This is a genomic window from Fictibacillus nanhaiensis (genome assembly GCF_042686385.1).
In the GTDB taxonomy this organism is placed as follows: domain Bacteria; phylum Bacillota; class Bacilli; order Bacillales; family Fictibacillaceae; genus Fictibacillus; species Fictibacillus nanhaiensis.
Genome location: NZ_JBHUPF010000006.1, coordinates 670145 through 683565, shown reverse-complemented (window position 1 = coordinate 683565; position 13421 = coordinate 670145). Strand labels below are relative to the sequence as shown.

The window sequence follows — 13421 nt, the reverse complement described above, 5'->3', positions numbered from 1 at the left end:
ATATCAAACTTTTCTAAAAAATATTGTATAATAAAAGAGAAAAATGAGGTTTTCATAGTACTTTTGTACCGGTACTCACAAGGAGGCAGATGTGATGTTATCAGAAAAAGGTTTCTCTCTTATTGAAGTGCTTATTTCACTTACCATCCTTTCTGTTTCAGTGATCGGTATTTCGCAGTTTTTTAACCAAGCGAATCAAATCTCTACCGGAAACAATAACAAGCTGGTCGCAACGAACCTGGCAAGAATGACGCTTGAGCGTTTACAGAACGATTATGGTGCCTATGAGATGAAAGCCGTTCCTAAAACGTACGAAAAGAGCGCATGTACCTCATCGAGTTGTAGAGATGTCTATGAAACGCTCATCAACAACAATACATACGAAACCAAAATTACTGTTAAACCACAAAAGGGAAAAGAATCCTCTATCAACCTTTTTCCTGTAAAAGTAACCATTCAATATACGAGCAACCAAAAAGTACAAAGGACATCAGTAGAGGGGTATGTGAAAAATGTTAAGTAATATCCGAAATCAAAAAGGGCTAACCTTGGTTGAATCCCTCCTCTCCCTCATCCTTTTTTCTATTATCGGTACCGTTATTTATTTTGTTTTGCTTAGTGGCCTAAATACCGAAAAAAAAATTTATAACGAAACACTGATTCGTGACGAAGCCGACCTTGTCATGTCCCAAATCATAGATGCACTCTATACAGCACCGGTTTCCAAAGTAAAAGACGCTTCAACGGGTTCTCAAAGTCTTTTAGTCTATGAAATAGGCAAGAACACTACCAATACAGTTGGATTCGTCAATCACGTTCCCGTCATCAACGGGCAGTCCATCAGTACGAATGACTACAACTTTAAAGATTCCACTATCGTAAAAGTTGGAAAAAGCGTCAAGATTACGTTACATGTTAAAAGCAACAAAAATGAACGAGCCAAAACGCTAACACTACAAAGTCAGTTCGGACTATTGGAGGAGTAGGAATGAGAAAGCTTTTATCTGAAAAAGGAAACACACTCATTATCGTCCTATTGATGATCGTAATTTTCACGGTAGCTGGGCTTTCCTTGGTTTCCACTACCTTCAACGGTGTCAAAAAAACGGGTGCACGTGAAACACAGATTCAATCCGTCGAGCTTGCTGAAAAAGGCATCGATTACTTGTCCACGCTCCTTGAAACAAAAACACAGCCATTAGCTGGATTGCCTGCAAAAGACTTTAACGATTCCCTAAATATCATTATTAAAGATTACAAAGTAGATCATGCGAACGCCCCATTTTTAACAACTGCTACGCTCTCTGATGACGCTGACGGTACATTAAAAGTAAAGATCTATAACGTGAAAAAAGTAACATCCGACCCGGACGACTTAAGCCAGACGATGACACTACATAGCCAAGCAACGGTCAACGGCAAAACGAAAACGTTGATCTCAACCATCCACCTCGGGGCCAAACAAGTACCAGAAGCCTTAAACTATGCCATTGGTGCATATAACCCGTGTAAAGGAAAAGACGGCTGTACCGCACGTGAGGATGATGGCAACATGTTCCTGCATGGCGGCGTCGCCATTAAAGGAGACCTTTATGTAGAACGAAACTTAATTACAAAAGACAAAGGGATCGTAGGAACAGACAACGACTGGATTTCTTCTGATTTACCGAGTGTTGAAGGGGAAAACGGTAAGAAAGCGCACTTGATTCTTCCAGGCAGTCTTTATAAGATGACGTCGGATTTAAAATATAGCGACCATATTAAAGAAAAGGTTTTTGAGAACAAAAGTCCTTACCAAAGAGTAAACAAAGAGAATGTAAGAAATGCCTTCACCTCTTTTACAGAGATAAACAAAGAATATGTCCCGATTGTGGATACAAGGAACCCGGGATTTGCCCCGATTGATATTGAAGGACAGCGGAACAAATATTACTTTGCTGAACTCGGTAACTCTTTTCCTGTTACAAACGTGAAAGACGGAAATTTCAACAATAATCCACATAAAGATCACATTAGGGACCAGTATGCCTCTTCAAATGTACATGTAGATTCAAAAAACGATATAAAATTTAATGGAAGCTTTGTCTTCAATCGCTTCAGTTCTAGAACGTATGCTGAGAATAGAGATATCACCATTAAAAACGGTAAAGATGGCTGGAGTAAACTAACGTTTAAACAAGGTGCTTATTTTGGAGGGAACGTTGTAATCGGCGATAAGAGTACGAGCCATTACAACTATAACGACTATGAACAATTTGAAATTGACGGGCCCATTTTTGTAGATGGAGACCTAACCATCTGGGGCTCTCATATCAAATTCAACTCTACGGTTTATGTAACAGGCAAGACGACGATCCGCTACTCTCGATTGCAAGGTATCCAGAACAATAACATCGAAAAGTCACTTGTTCTGTTTGGCAAAGACTCTATTTTGATTGCGAACAACAACGTTTATGGAGATACAGCAAACATCATTAGAGGGTTCTTTTATTCAGAAGAACAAATGGAGATTTACGGTGTGGGATCAAATGTAGAAATTCAGGGTGGGGTTTTTGGGAGAAAGGTTGTCTTGAATGCAACAAAAGGGCAAGTAAAAAGAGGAAGCAGCCAACCTTACCTTTTTGATTCAGGACAAACACAGATGTCACCTTCTAGGTCACGTCTAAAGATTGTTTATAATCCAGAGTTAATTAAAAATCCGCCAGAAGGTTTGCCGACTGTTAGAGACTTATCTGTTTCACAGATAGATCGACAACTTCAATGATGCAGCCTTAATAGCCTTAATGATGCAACCTCCCCATTCGGGAGGTTTTATTATTTCACAAGCCACACATTAATGATGACATGCCAGGAAATGACGATAAAATAAACAAGTAAAGCAAGGTTTAACAGTATTTGCACTCTTCTCTTAAGAGGCACAAACCCAATGGCAATAATGAGATAGGTAAAAAAGAATTTTACGAGTAAGAAGATAACAGGATCATATTCATACAGACTGCGCATTAACGGATTAAGTTCTCTTCCACCCTTTTGGAGCAACTGATGAGTGAACAGAGCATCTGCCGCATTTAAAAGCCCTAGACTCAAACAGACCAATAGATGTTTTTGTATACGAAACACGCGATCCATCCCTACTCACTCCTCTCTCTAAAAGAAGTATACCCATAAGTAGAGAGAAAGTTTACTAGAAATGTGTTGCAAAAAGCGACAAAGAAAAAGACCTCTGAAGTGAGGTCTTTTATAATTTCATATCAAGTTTGCTGCCTAAGTGTGGTTGAACGGATTGTTCTAAAATCTTCGTTAAGTTGTATTTATCGCCATTTACAAAACGAAAAGATGCCAAAAGTGTAACTCGGGAGTTAGATGTTATCAATAAATAGCATAATTCATTTAGAAATAAACGCATTAAGTAGATTACTTATTAAGAGTACTGTATCTTTTGTAAAACATCACCAATTTATAACTTCATTTAGAATACTAGTCATCTTATAAGCACCCTTTTTATTCAAGTGATCCCAGTCCACAAAATCATCCATATTAAATTGTTCTGATTTAAACATATCGATCATTTGAAAATCATATTGGACAGAAAATTCATCAATAATGTTGTAAAACCTTTTTTTAGTATCATTACTAACATGATGATAATAATATGGAGTAGTTGGGAAGACAATTAATACAGGTTTTACCTGATATTTTTTAAGTAGCTCTAACATATCTTTAAATATTTTTTTGTTCTCTATAGTAGTTGCAGGATAGAAAAGTTTGTTATGAAATTCAGCTCTTTCTTTACCTAGTTTATATCTATCACTTTCCTTGATTTTACTAATATTAGTATTAAGATAAGTTCCCGATTCCCATAAATCCTCATTAAAATCTGGTGTTAAATCTACCCCTAAGACATCCTCAATATAACAATTAAATGCATCTTCTTTAAATAAGGTAGTAAACAAAGGGTTTATTTTGTTCAACACATTATCTATCCCTTTATAAATTGGATACTTCTCACCTATTTGCAAGTTATGTGAGTCATTAAATATTGGATAGTAGATACTTTCTATTCTATTTGATTCTTGTTTAGTTAAAGATAAATCCCAATCGAAAGAATAATAAGCAAGACCCATTAACCAATGTTCTACCTCAACACCAGACTCTAGTAATTCTTTCATAATCTTATAGTCATAAAATAAATCTTGGGAGGGGAATGCTAATTTAAGGGTGTTTTTTTTAGATTCTTTCTCAACAAAGCCACGTAAAGCATATGATAACCCTGATAATACACCTTGGAAGTGATTACGCTTTTTGATTTTTTTCATTCGAGTTGAAAGCATAGCATGATAATAATTTTCATTGTGATAATTATTATATTCATCAATATAAATTCTTACATATTGAAAAAAATCAAATATTTTGTCTTTGGGAACACCCATCATACTGAATTCTTCATTAATTTTTTTACTATTATTATTAATAATTAATATAAGATCAAAAGCCTTTTCTTTAATATAAAGTTTAGCTTTGTTACATCTATCACCTTTTATATGCGCTACAATTTTCACATTTCTGTTAAATAAATTTGAAATATAAGATGAAACATTTCTAGAATCGAAAATTAATATTTTTATAATTAATTTTGATTCAATCTCACGGTATAAATTTTCAAAAATTTCAATTAATTCTTTGTATCTAGTGGAAATTTCATTGTAAAAAAAGTTTGTATTCGGTTTTGAAATAATCTCTACAATTTCTAACATTTTATTGGCTGTTGTATCTAACATATTAATGTTTATGTTAATGAAATGTATTTTTTCAGAGATTAATATAATACAATCCACCAAAGTATTAAAAGTCTCTATATGAAAAATACCTTTATCTAAAATTCTCTTCATTTCATCAATTATATCTAAGACATTTACTCTGGCTTCAATAATGTTTTTGTCAGTCATATTAATCCTCATTGAATCTCTAAATTGTTAGATTAATTATTTATTCGAATTTTAAGAGACTAGAATTTGTCTTTCAAACTCTTCTATAACATTTTTAATAAATTTAGAATAGAAAGGACAAATTTGCACGGCCTCTTTATATAGTTTAATGACAGGAAGTGTATTATTTGAAAACTCAAATTGCCTAATTCGTGAAAATATCATAAACAATTTCAATTCTGAGTCATCTAATGTTTTATAAGTTAACCCTAGCAAATTCGGGTTGAAAATTAAATGAACATAGTTTTTCCCAGCATCTATATATCTATTAAAAAGATCATTATACTTACTCACATCAACTAATTTATTTACTTCTAGAAGAATTGCTGCCGTCATACAATAATAAACACGATTTCCTTGAAGATCATTTTCACGAAGCTTTTTTTCTTCTAGGTAATTAACAATTAATTTATTAGACTTTTGACTTGAATTTAAAAGAAACCTCGTGATTTCCTTTATTTCTAGACTTTCTGCTTTTTTCAATAAATTAAATAATTTATTCATATCTGTATCTGTAATATAATCAAATATTTCCCAATAGAAAGGGGTTTTTATTATTTTCTCTATGTTATTCTCTATCTCTTTAAGATATTGATTTTTTTCATTTTTATCCTTTGTGCGGAAACTGTTAAACAATCCATAGAATGTTTTACTTTTGCTAAGTAAATAGTATATATTCTGTCTTTCTAAAATACTCATTTTAAGAATCTCTTGTTCAACTTCTAATAAATAGTCATCGTTTTCATCATTTTGTACGGAATTTAACTGCTCTATTAATAGATTTACCTTATTAAAGGTCATAAAATACTTTATAAGTAAAGATTTTTTCATTATTTGATCTGTAATCATATCAATATAATTTATACAAATTTCTTGTTTATTATCTAATAATAATTTCGAAAATTTATATAGCAAGTCATTTTTGTGGTCAGGTGTTACTCGAAAAAGTTCTATACTTGGATTAGCAGAAATAGAACAATTTTTTATATTGTTAAAAAGAGAAAGATACTGATTTACTTCACTTTTTACTTTTGCTTCAATACCCATTTTCATTTTTGTAGTAGCAGCAACATAATAAAGATCTATAAAATCTTCTACGATAGAATATCCTTCCTCTGAAACTTCTATAGCCTCAGTATATTTGCCGAGACTTAAACAAGCATTAACATAAACCTGATAAATATAAGAATTCGTCTTCTTCAGTTCAGTAGAATCCAACAAAGAATAAGCGTATTTTATCTCTATATATGCATTTTTATAATCAAAATGCATATTATACGTTTGCGCTAGTTGAAATCTGTAATAAATATTATTTGGATCATTTTTCAATTCATTTACTAACAGTGATTTTGTTCTAAGAAACTTCCTTTCCATTAACTCACGATCCTGGCTGTTGTACCCGTAATGATTAATTATAATTTCTTGGTTGGTATAAATCGGATATTCAATGTATGGTTGATTATGAACTGTACCAGTATATTTAAATTTCTTTGAATTTCTAAAAAATCTCATTGTAGGTATTTGTGAATAGTTATTAGGGTTGTTTGTAGTTATATTTCTTAAGGTTACTTGTACTGAATTATAGTTATCTATGTCATTGGTTGTAATCATATTAATGATTGCTTCTTCTTCACAAATTTCCTCGTCGGCATCTAAAATAAAAAGCCATTCTCCCTTAGCGTATGAAATAGATTTATTTCGCATATCAGAAAAGGAATTATTCCATTTTTCAAAATAAACACTTTCAGTATATGATTTTGCAATTGAAATCGTGTTGTCATCAGAACCAGTATCTAATATAATAAGTTCTACGTTTGTAAGCTCAATGGTTTTCTGAATACTCTCTAAACATCTTTTCAAATTCTCTTCTTCGTTTTTCACCATCATGCAAATACTTAACTTAATTTTCTCCATGTTAGATAATACCTCTCCAATGTTGTAAAATTGGTGATAACTCATATGTTAAAATATCATTGACCAGGTATTCTTCTTTATTCTCTATGTTCTCCGCCAAACTATTTAAAATATAGTTTAGTTCACTATTATCTATTATCGTTTCTAATTTTGAGAAACCTTGGACTAGTGTATCTAAATCATCCAATAAATAGATAAGTCGTCCTTTTACTTCTTTATTCTCACCGTTTATAAACATAGAATTGATTTGTTCAATACGAATTATTAAATTGTCCAGCAATTCTTTTACAATTTTAATCAGTTCATCTGTCTCCATGCCCATGCTCCTTAATTACTAAATTACTTCTAATATACAAGAAAAAGCCGACGATAGCCGGCTGTTTTCTATTCTTCTTTAACTTATTAACGAAGAAGTTGTAAAACTCCTTGAGGCTGTTGGTTAGCTTGAGCCAACATAGCTTGAGCAGCCTGAGATAGTATTGAATTCTTAGTTTGGTTCATCATCTCTTTCGCCATATCAACATCACGAACACGAGATTCAGCTGCTGTTAAGTTTTCAGAAGAAGTACCTAAGTTATTGATTGTATGTTCTAAACGGTTTTGGTATGCACCCAACTTAGAACGTTCCGCTGACACTTTTTCAATAGATTTATTAATAACTTCGATTGCAATTGTAGCATTTTTGTTTGTAGAAACATCCAAAGCACGTTGAATCCCAGTATTATTTGTTCCGTTAGTTACAACTTGAGTTGATGCAGTGTAAGTAATAGTTTGTGCAGTACCATTAACCTTAATTGTTGTCGCAATCGCTGAAGCATTTGTTGATGCAACTGCTAGTGCACGTGAACGCATATCAGTAATATCTACTGTCATACCTTGTAATCCATTAGCACCAATTTGGAAGTTTAGAGCAGAAGTAGCTCCTGTTTTTGTACCGTCTAATAGTTTTTGTGTATTGAATTCTGTTGTATTACCAATTCGGTTAATTTCTGAAGTTAACTGGTTAAGTTCTTTTTGGATTTCTCCACGGTCAGTTCCAGTATTTGTATCGTTAGCTGATTGAACTGCGAGTTCACGCATACGTTGAAGAATATCATGTGTTTCGTTTAATGCACCTTCAGCTGTTTGAATTAAAGAAATTCCATCCTGTGCATTACGGGACGCTTGATCTAATCCACGGATTTGACCACGCATTTTTTCAGAGATTGCTAGACCTGCAGCATCATCACCAGCACGGTTAATTCTTAGACCTGATGATAGTTTTTCCATTGATTTAGATTGTCCTACAGCTGCGTTGTTAAGCTGACGGTACGTATTAAGAGCCGCGATATTGTGATTAATTCTCATTTCTATTTCCTCCTTGAATGTGTTCCGCCCACATCCTTGTGGTTGGATTCTTTATTGAAACATTCGTACTTTTACGGCCGTTAAAAGTACTACTTGTTCCTACATTCGTTATATCGGAGTAATTAGAAACATCTTTAATGGATTTTATGAGTTTTTCAACTTTTTTAATGTCTGGAAAGTGTTTAGAGAGGTGCTTGCTGCTTTACTGTTCTCTTGCTGGATAGATAGAAAGATTTCCTTTCGATGAATCTCTATTTGTTTAGGCGCAGAAATTCCTAACTTCACCTGATCACCATCTATGGATAACACAGTTAATTCAATGTCTTCACCAATTTTAATAGCTTCTTGTAACTTCCGGGTTAATACAAGCATTTCTTAACCCTCCTGTCCAATAATGCTAGCTTCTAATAGTTCATGTCTTGTTCGGTATTTATTATCAGTTAGTACTACTTGTTTTGCTAAGTTTTCCTTTACATTAATCACTACAGGTGCTTGAAGATTGCCTGTTGATTTTTCTAATGGTTCTTGAATCGTCAAGATGACCTGAACCAACACATCAGATTCTTCTTTTATCTTTAATTGTTTTTGTACCGATTCTATTAATTCAAAATCATAATCCTTAAAGAATAAAAAAGGATTTGTTGTAAAAAAAGCTAGTTCTTTAGTGGACACCGATTGCAGAGTTGAAAATGGAGTCCCCTCCATTGGCAGAAGAACAAATTGTTTTTCGTCTTCAAAACCCGGTAAACCTTGTTCAAAATTTAAAATATCTTTCTCGGATATCTCTAATATTTCTTCGAATTTCGTATGAAGTATCATCGCAATCATCCTTTACTTTTTAATTCTTATGTCGTCCAGTTGATTGTTAAAGAAGGCATTTGTTCCATACTAACGTTTACCTTACCAGGAGTGTACTGATGCTGAGGTCTATTAATCGTAACATCAATCTCTGGTTTGTGAGTCTGCCAATTCAATTGAATTTTACTTGGTTGATAATTGATTTTCACACTGTTTGCTCTTGGAATAAAGCCTATATTAAACTCATACATCGGACTTTCACTATTCATTTTTGCATGTTCCGCAATTGGGTTGCCGCCGTTTTCTACCCTCATCAAGTCATCGCCTTCTTGAGACATCCTAGCTAGACCAGATAGCCAGTCTTCGTAACCCCTTTGTGCAAATTCTTCAATTCTGCGTGAAATGTGTTTTAAATCCATATCAGCCCAAGCTTCTGTTTGATCGATGGTTAACTGACTTGGTGTTCGATTCACTTCTAGTTCCGCTTTTTGCTGTTGGATTTGCAAATCAGCGGGAGCTTGTTGGATTTCTTGAACCGGCTGCTGAGTGTGTAGCCCTATTCTAGCATTCGTTGACTCTAGTCTAAGTTGAGGAACATTCATTAGTAATCCCTCCAAAAGGTTTTATTGCAAGAAAAGAGCTATCACAAGGATAGCTCTTTTAGATTTATCGTAAAAAGTCCATAAGTGTCGGTTGCATGATGCGAGAACCTACCCCTAATGCTGCACGGTGTAAACTTTCTTGCATTTTCAAGTCTGTAATCACTCTCTCGATATCCGCATCTTCATTATCAGAAAGTATACGATTTGCTATGACTTCTTGCTCTCCAAGTCGAGCATCGATTAGTTCGACACGATTGTATCTTGCCCCTAGTTCAGAGCGTTCCGCAACTAATTTATTGATGTGTGAATCTAACTTATCTAAAAATCCATTAATCTCATTTCCAGAAGTACCTTCAAGGGCTTTCTTTAACTCATTAATATCCCCAAACAAACCGCTTTCCGGTGAGCCAGCTGTGTAAGTAAATACATTTTTAGGGTTTATATTAATTGCTACTTCAATGCCTTGAGACAGCTCCAGATTAACCTTATTCTCATTTACGGAAACAGAAGGTGTTTTGCTTAGATCAACTGGCTTTTTCGTTGTATCATTTCCATTAAAAATGTACTTTCCAGCAACCTGTGTGTTGGCGATGGAAACGAGATGTTCTTTTAATTGCTCAATCTCTTTTCCAATCATGCCTTTTTGTGACTCTTCATACGTTCCGTTGCTTGCCTGAACCGTCAGTTCACGAATTCGCTGCATCACACTTGTTGCTTTATCAAGAGCAGCATCTGAATTCTCCATCCAGTTATACGCTTCAGATAAGTTACGCTTATATTGCTCAACTTCTGTTAAGTTTGTTCGGTATGTCATGCCCTTCATTGCAACGACTGGATCATCCGATGGACGACTGATCTTCTTACCTGTTGTTAGCTGTTCTTGTGTTTTGGCCATACTTTCGTAGCTTTTACTTATATGGCGAAGCATGTTATTAGATAACATCGATTGCGTTACGCGCATTTAGTTGCACCTACCTTCCGCCGACACCCAAGCCGTTAATAATTTTATCGAGTATCTCGTCAATAACTGTAATGTTTCGTGCAGACGCGTTATATGCATGTTGAAACTGAATCATGTTCGTCATTTCTTCATCTAGAGAGACACCACTTACAGACAAACGGCGTTGTTGAACGGAATCCGTTAACACAGAAGAATTGCTTGTTAGACGCTCGGCTTGCTCCGCATCAACTGCCATTTTCCCTATGGCACCTTCATAATAGCTTTGGAGTGAAGCAGTACTTCCTGGAAAATCAAGATTCTTATTCTTCACATCAGCTAGCAAAAGGGCATTGCTTCCATCTCCGCTAAAAGGATTTGTGGCAGCCGCAATGTGGTTCAATTCATCCATATCTTTGCTAAGTACAAGTGATTTCGCAGCTCCTGTTACATTATCTTTATCAAGTGGTGTTACAGTATTAAAATCAAAGAAATCATAAGCATATGGTTGAGTCATAGGAGTTTTTTCATGATCTTGAATGCTATTTAAACTCCATCCGCTAGAATGAACTTCATTAAACTTGGTAGCGAAATGATAAGCCATTTGATCGAGTTTTGATAGCATATCAGGATAGACTCCTTTTACAACACCATTATCGTTGTATCCGTACGACTCTATCATTCCTTTTAATTTTCCATTAGTAAAATCTACAATATTAATACTTGTTGGTGTTCCTTCTACCGTTATGGTGTCTGCTAGTTTGTTACCAGCATCATCATAATTAATCGTTAAATGGTTTACTTTTGCTGTTTTTGAATCTACTAACGTATATTCTTTTCCGTTCTGGTCTTTCATTTTTATATCGTATAATCCAGCTGCTTGAGGATCTGATTTTCCGCCACTTGGTTTTGTAGTCACCTCTATGTTTACAAGAGTGGATAACTCATCAACCAATTTATCTCTCTCATCGTAAAGGGTATTTGGCAAATATCCATGTGGCTCTACTTCACTAATTTGTTTGTTAATACTATTAATATCATCTAAAAGTGCATTAATTTCTTTGGTGGCAATGTCAGTCTGTGCTTTTATATCACCTTGTATGGCAGTTAGTGAGTTTGATAGATAATTAAAAGTTTCTGCTACTGCTAACCCCCGCTGGCGCACCACGGAACGTGCTCCCGAATCTTCAGGACTTGCAGATAAGTCATGAAGTGATTGCCAAAAGCGGTCAAGGGTCTTTGCTAGACCGTTGTCAGATGGTTCATTCATGATATCTTCCATCTTCTCTAACGCTTCACTTCTCGCACTCCAATAGCCCAGCTTGTTATTCTCTCCTCGAAATTGAGTATCTAAAAATCCTTCGCGAACACGCTGTATCGATCCCGCCGCTACACCCGTACCCATCTGTCCTGGAATTTGTGGACGGTTCATACTCGCAGCTGGATAGGCTTCAGTTTGAACAAAGTTCACTCTTTGACGGCTATACCCAGGAGTATTCGCATTTGCTATATTGTGACCTGTCGTTTGAAGAGCGGTTTGCTGTGTAAACATTCCTCGACGGGCTGTTTCTAATCCATGAAAGGTTGAGCGCATTGTAATTCCTCCGTAGGTTTAAGCTTTTGAATCAAAAAGTGATGCTGCGTTATTGTGATAAGGATTTTTTTTCGTCTGGTTATACGTCACAGGTTCACTTTGTGGCTGCATCATACTAAGTGATATATTCACGTACTGAAGTGATTGTTCAAGCAACCCTTGATTAAGCTGATTTCTATTCTTTAAAGCATTATAGATATCGATTAATCGGTTTTGCAGATTCAACAATCGTTCTTTTTCCGGTTCTTCTACTTGTTCTAAAACATCACCTAACGTGACATTTGCGAACTTAACAAGTCTTTCCTTTTCAATCTGTTGTAGTTTCTTCACTTGAAGATCTTCTTCTTTTAACAAAACATCTAGTGACTTCATATCTCCTGATTTAAGTACTTCTGTTTTGCGTTCTCCGAGAGTTAGAAGATCTATGTGAGATTGAAGTAAACGTTCAAGAAGTGATGTCATCTGTGCCGTTTCCATGAGATCCTCCTTATACTTGCTTGTAATAATGAATAATGGAAGCTGCTGTTTTAAAAACGTTGATTTGATATGTTCCGCTATCCACTTGTTGTTTGATTTCATTCACTTTATTCATCCGGTCTTGTTCAAATTTCGAGGAAGATAAGAGTTTCTTTGCTTCATCAGAAATTTGAATATCATCTTTTTTGTATGCAGCCTTAACATGATTATCCTTCATATGGGGCACCTGTTTTGTGTATGGGTTATTTTGAATAGAGTTGAAATGATTGATTCGCATTTTTAGTCACCTCATTTAGAGACTTTAATCTTATTTAATGTATCGGCTAAATTATAAAATTCTTTAAGTGATGAAAAGAAATTAGGTTAATTGTCATCAGTATGGTAAGAAGGTAATGCTTCTTCTTGTTTTCTTCTAATTAAGTCTTCAATCGAGAGCTCTGATTTGATACGAGCTTTACACTCTTCGCATAAACGGCCATCGTTGATTGGCGCATGGCATCCATCACATGGATACGTAAAGTTTGGATATCCTTTCACACGAATTCTTCCTTGGTGTATGAAATAGATGATTTTACTTTCTGAGACCTTGGTTGCTTCACTTACTTCGACGATTGTCGCTTTGCGATTTTCGCTTTTTCTAATATATCGGTATACATAATCATAATCCTGTTCTTCTTCTCGAAAGCACACATCACATTGTTCACGTATGTACTTCACAAAAAGTTTGCCGCACTGCGGACAGTTCATCAAATTGTCCATATCGCTTC

General features: G+C 34.8%; 16 protein-coding genes. 3 read left to right on the top strand and 13 right to left on the bottom strand.

Annotation, left to right across the window (positions count from 1 at the left end; genetic code table 11):
- Positions 1-94 precede the first annotated feature (94 nt).
- The 3 genes from ACFS5O_RS06990 to ACFS5O_RS06980 are packed head-to-tail and all read left to right on the top strand — an operon-like array spanning position 95 to position 2764.
- On the top strand, positions 95-523 hold the full coding sequence (locus ACFS5O_RS06990; RefSeq protein WP_205725263.1) for a type IV pilus modification PilV family protein: 429 nt from the start codon (positions 95-97) through the stop codon (positions 521-523).
- Complete coding sequence (locus tag ACFS5O_RS06985; RefSeq protein ID WP_205725262.1) at positions 513-986, top strand: prepilin-type N-terminal cleavage/methylation domain-containing protein; 474 nt, start codon at positions 513-515, stop codon at positions 984-986. Before ACFS5O_RS06990 ends, ACFS5O_RS06985 begins: the two co-directional genes overlap by 11 nt.
- Positions 987-988: 2 nt before the next feature.
- Positions 989-2764 carry a hypothetical protein gene (locus ACFS5O_RS06980; protein WP_205725261.1) on the top strand — a complete coding sequence of 592 codons (1776 nt, stop codon included), beginning with the start codon at positions 989-991 and terminating at the stop codon, positions 2762-2764.
- A gap of 50 nt (positions 2765-2814) precedes the next feature.
- Here the strand turns inward: ACFS5O_RS06980 and ACFS5O_RS06975 are convergent, their stop codons facing one another.
- The 13 genes from ACFS5O_RS06975 to ACFS5O_RS06915 form a co-directional block, all read right to left on the bottom strand.
- Positions 2815-3129 carry a DUF5658 family protein gene (locus ACFS5O_RS06975; RefSeq protein ID WP_205725260.1) on the bottom strand — a complete coding sequence of 105 codons (315 nt, stop codon included), beginning with the start codon at positions 3127-3129 and terminating at the stop codon, positions 2815-2817.
- Between the two features lie 320 nt (positions 3130-3449).
- Entirely contained in the window at positions 3450-4946 is a 1497-nt protein-coding gene (locus tag ACFS5O_RS06970; protein ID WP_205725259.1) for a D-alanyl-lipoteichoic acid biosynthesis protein DltD, read from the bottom strand.
- 51 nt (positions 4947-4997) lie between these two features.
- A complete protein-coding gene (locus ACFS5O_RS06965) occupies positions 4998-6899 on the bottom strand; it encodes a glycosyltransferase (protein WP_205725258.1) in 1902 nt (633 codons plus the stop codon).
- Between the two features lies 1 nt (position 6900).
- The gene (locus ACFS5O_RS06960; RefSeq protein ID WP_205725257.1) at positions 6901-7215 is read right to left on the bottom strand and encodes a hypothetical protein; all 315 of its coding nucleotides are present in this window, start codon (positions 7213-7215) and stop codon (positions 6901-6903) included.
- Positions 7216-7301: 86 nt separating this feature from the next.
- Entirely contained in the window at positions 7302-8246 is a 945-nt protein-coding gene (hag, locus tag ACFS5O_RS06955) for a flagellin Hag (RefSeq protein WP_205725256.1), read from the bottom strand.
- 144 nt (positions 8247-8390) lie between these two features.
- On the bottom strand, positions 8391-8618 hold the full coding sequence (gene csrA, locus ACFS5O_RS06950) for a carbon storage regulator CsrA (RefSeq protein ID WP_205725255.1): 228 nt from the start codon (positions 8616-8618) through the stop codon (positions 8391-8393).
- Between the two features lie 3 nt (positions 8619-8621).
- Positions 8622-9065 carry a flagellar assembly protein FliW gene (gene fliW, locus ACFS5O_RS06945; RefSeq protein ID WP_205725254.1) on the bottom strand — a complete coding sequence of 148 codons (444 nt, stop codon included), beginning with the start codon at positions 9063-9065 and terminating at the stop codon, positions 8622-8624.
- A 26-nt stretch (positions 9066-9091) separates the two neighbouring features.
- Entirely contained in the window at positions 9092-9646 is a 555-nt protein-coding gene (locus ACFS5O_RS06940; RefSeq protein ID WP_205725253.1) for a DUF6470 family protein, read from the bottom strand.
- A gap of 64 nt (positions 9647-9710) precedes the next feature.
- Positions 9711-10607, bottom strand: a complete 897-nt coding sequence (flgL, locus tag ACFS5O_RS06935; RefSeq protein ID WP_205725252.1) for a flagellar hook-associated protein FlgL — start codon at positions 10605-10607, stop codon at positions 9711-9713.
- A gap of 10 nt (positions 10608-10617) precedes the next feature.
- Positions 10618-12177, bottom strand: coding sequence for a flagellar hook-associated protein FlgK (gene flgK, locus ACFS5O_RS06930; protein ID WP_205725251.1), 1560 nt, complete (start codon positions 12175-12177; stop codon positions 10618-10620).
- Positions 12178-12195: 18 nt separating this feature from the next.
- On the bottom strand, positions 12196-12654 hold the full coding sequence (locus ACFS5O_RS06925) for a flagellar protein FlgN (protein WP_205725250.1): 459 nt from the start codon (positions 12652-12654) through the stop codon (positions 12196-12198).
- A 10-nt stretch (positions 12655-12664) separates the two neighbouring features.
- The gene (flgM, locus tag ACFS5O_RS06920) at positions 12665-12931 is read right to left on the bottom strand and encodes a flagellar biosynthesis anti-sigma factor FlgM (RefSeq protein WP_205725249.1); all 267 of its coding nucleotides are present in this window, start codon (positions 12929-12931) and stop codon (positions 12665-12667) included.
- Positions 12932-13017: 86 nt separating this feature from the next.
- Positions 13018-13413 (bottom strand): TIGR03826 family flagellar region protein, encoded by a 396-nt coding sequence (locus ACFS5O_RS06915; RefSeq protein ID WP_205725248.1) that lies wholly within the window; start codon positions 13411-13413, stop codon positions 13018-13020.
- Positions 13414-13421: the final 8 nt, after the last annotated feature.

What these genes read in the sequence shown, in the direction of transcription:
- ACFS5O_RS06970 (WP_205725259.1), bottom strand. Translation starts at nt 4,946, where the DNA reads ATGACTGACAAAAACATTATTGAAGCCAGAGTAAATGTCTTAGATATA.
- csrA (WP_205725255.1), bottom strand. Translation starts at nt 8,618, where the DNA reads ATGCTTGTATTAACCCGGAAGTTACAAGAAGCTATTAAAATTGGTGAA.
- fliW (WP_205725254.1), bottom strand. Translation starts at nt 9,065, where the DNA reads ATGATACTTCATACGAAATTCGAAGAAATATTAGAGATATCCGAGAAA.
- flgM (WP_205725249.1), bottom strand. Translation starts at nt 12,931, where the DNA reads ATGCGAATCAATCATTTCAACTCTATTCAAAATAACCCATACACAAAA.
- flgK (WP_205725251.1), bottom strand. Translation starts at nt 12,177, where the DNA reads ATGCGCTCAACCTTTCATGGATTAGAAACAGCCCGTCGAGGAATGTTT.
- ACFS5O_RS06940 (WP_205725253.1), bottom strand. Translation starts at nt 9,646, where the DNA reads ATGAATGTTCCTCAACTTAGACTAGAGTCAACGAATGCTAGAATAGGG.
- ACFS5O_RS06960 (WP_205725257.1), bottom strand. Translation starts at nt 7,215, where the DNA reads ATGGAGACAGATGAACTGATTAAAATTGTAAAAGAATTGCTGGACAAT.
- ACFS5O_RS06975 (WP_205725260.1), bottom strand. Translation starts at nt 3,129, where the DNA reads ATGGATCGCGTGTTTCGTATACAAAAACATCTATTGGTCTGTTTGAGT.
- hag (WP_205725256.1), bottom strand. Translation starts at nt 8,246, where the DNA reads ATGAGAATTAATCACAATATCGCGGCTCTTAATACGTACCGTCAGCTT.
- flgL (WP_205725252.1), bottom strand. Translation starts at nt 10,607, where the DNA reads ATGCGCGTAACGCAATCGATGTTATCTAATAACATGCTTCGCCATATA.
- ACFS5O_RS06965 (WP_205725258.1), bottom strand. Translation starts at nt 6,899, where the DNA reads ATGGAGAAAATTAAGTTAAGTATTTGCATGATGGTGAAAAACGAAGAA.
- ACFS5O_RS06980 (WP_205725261.1), top strand. Translation starts at nt 989, where the DNA reads ATGAGAAAGCTTTTATCTGAAAAAGGAAACACACTCATTATCGTCCTA.
- ACFS5O_RS06990 (WP_205725263.1), top strand. Translation starts at nt 95, where the DNA reads ATGTTATCAGAAAAAGGTTTCTCTCTTATTGAAGTGCTTATTTCACTT.
- ACFS5O_RS06915 (WP_205725248.1), bottom strand. Translation starts at nt 13,413, where the DNA reads ATGGACAATTTGATGAACTGTCCGCAGTGCGGCAAACTTTTTGTGAAG.
- ACFS5O_RS06925 (WP_205725250.1), bottom strand. Translation starts at nt 12,654, where the DNA reads ATGGAAACGGCACAGATGACATCACTTCTTGAACGTTTACTTCAATCT.
- ACFS5O_RS06985 (WP_205725262.1), top strand. Translation starts at nt 513, where the DNA reads ATGTTAAGTAATATCCGAAATCAAAAAGGGCTAACCTTGGTTGAATCC.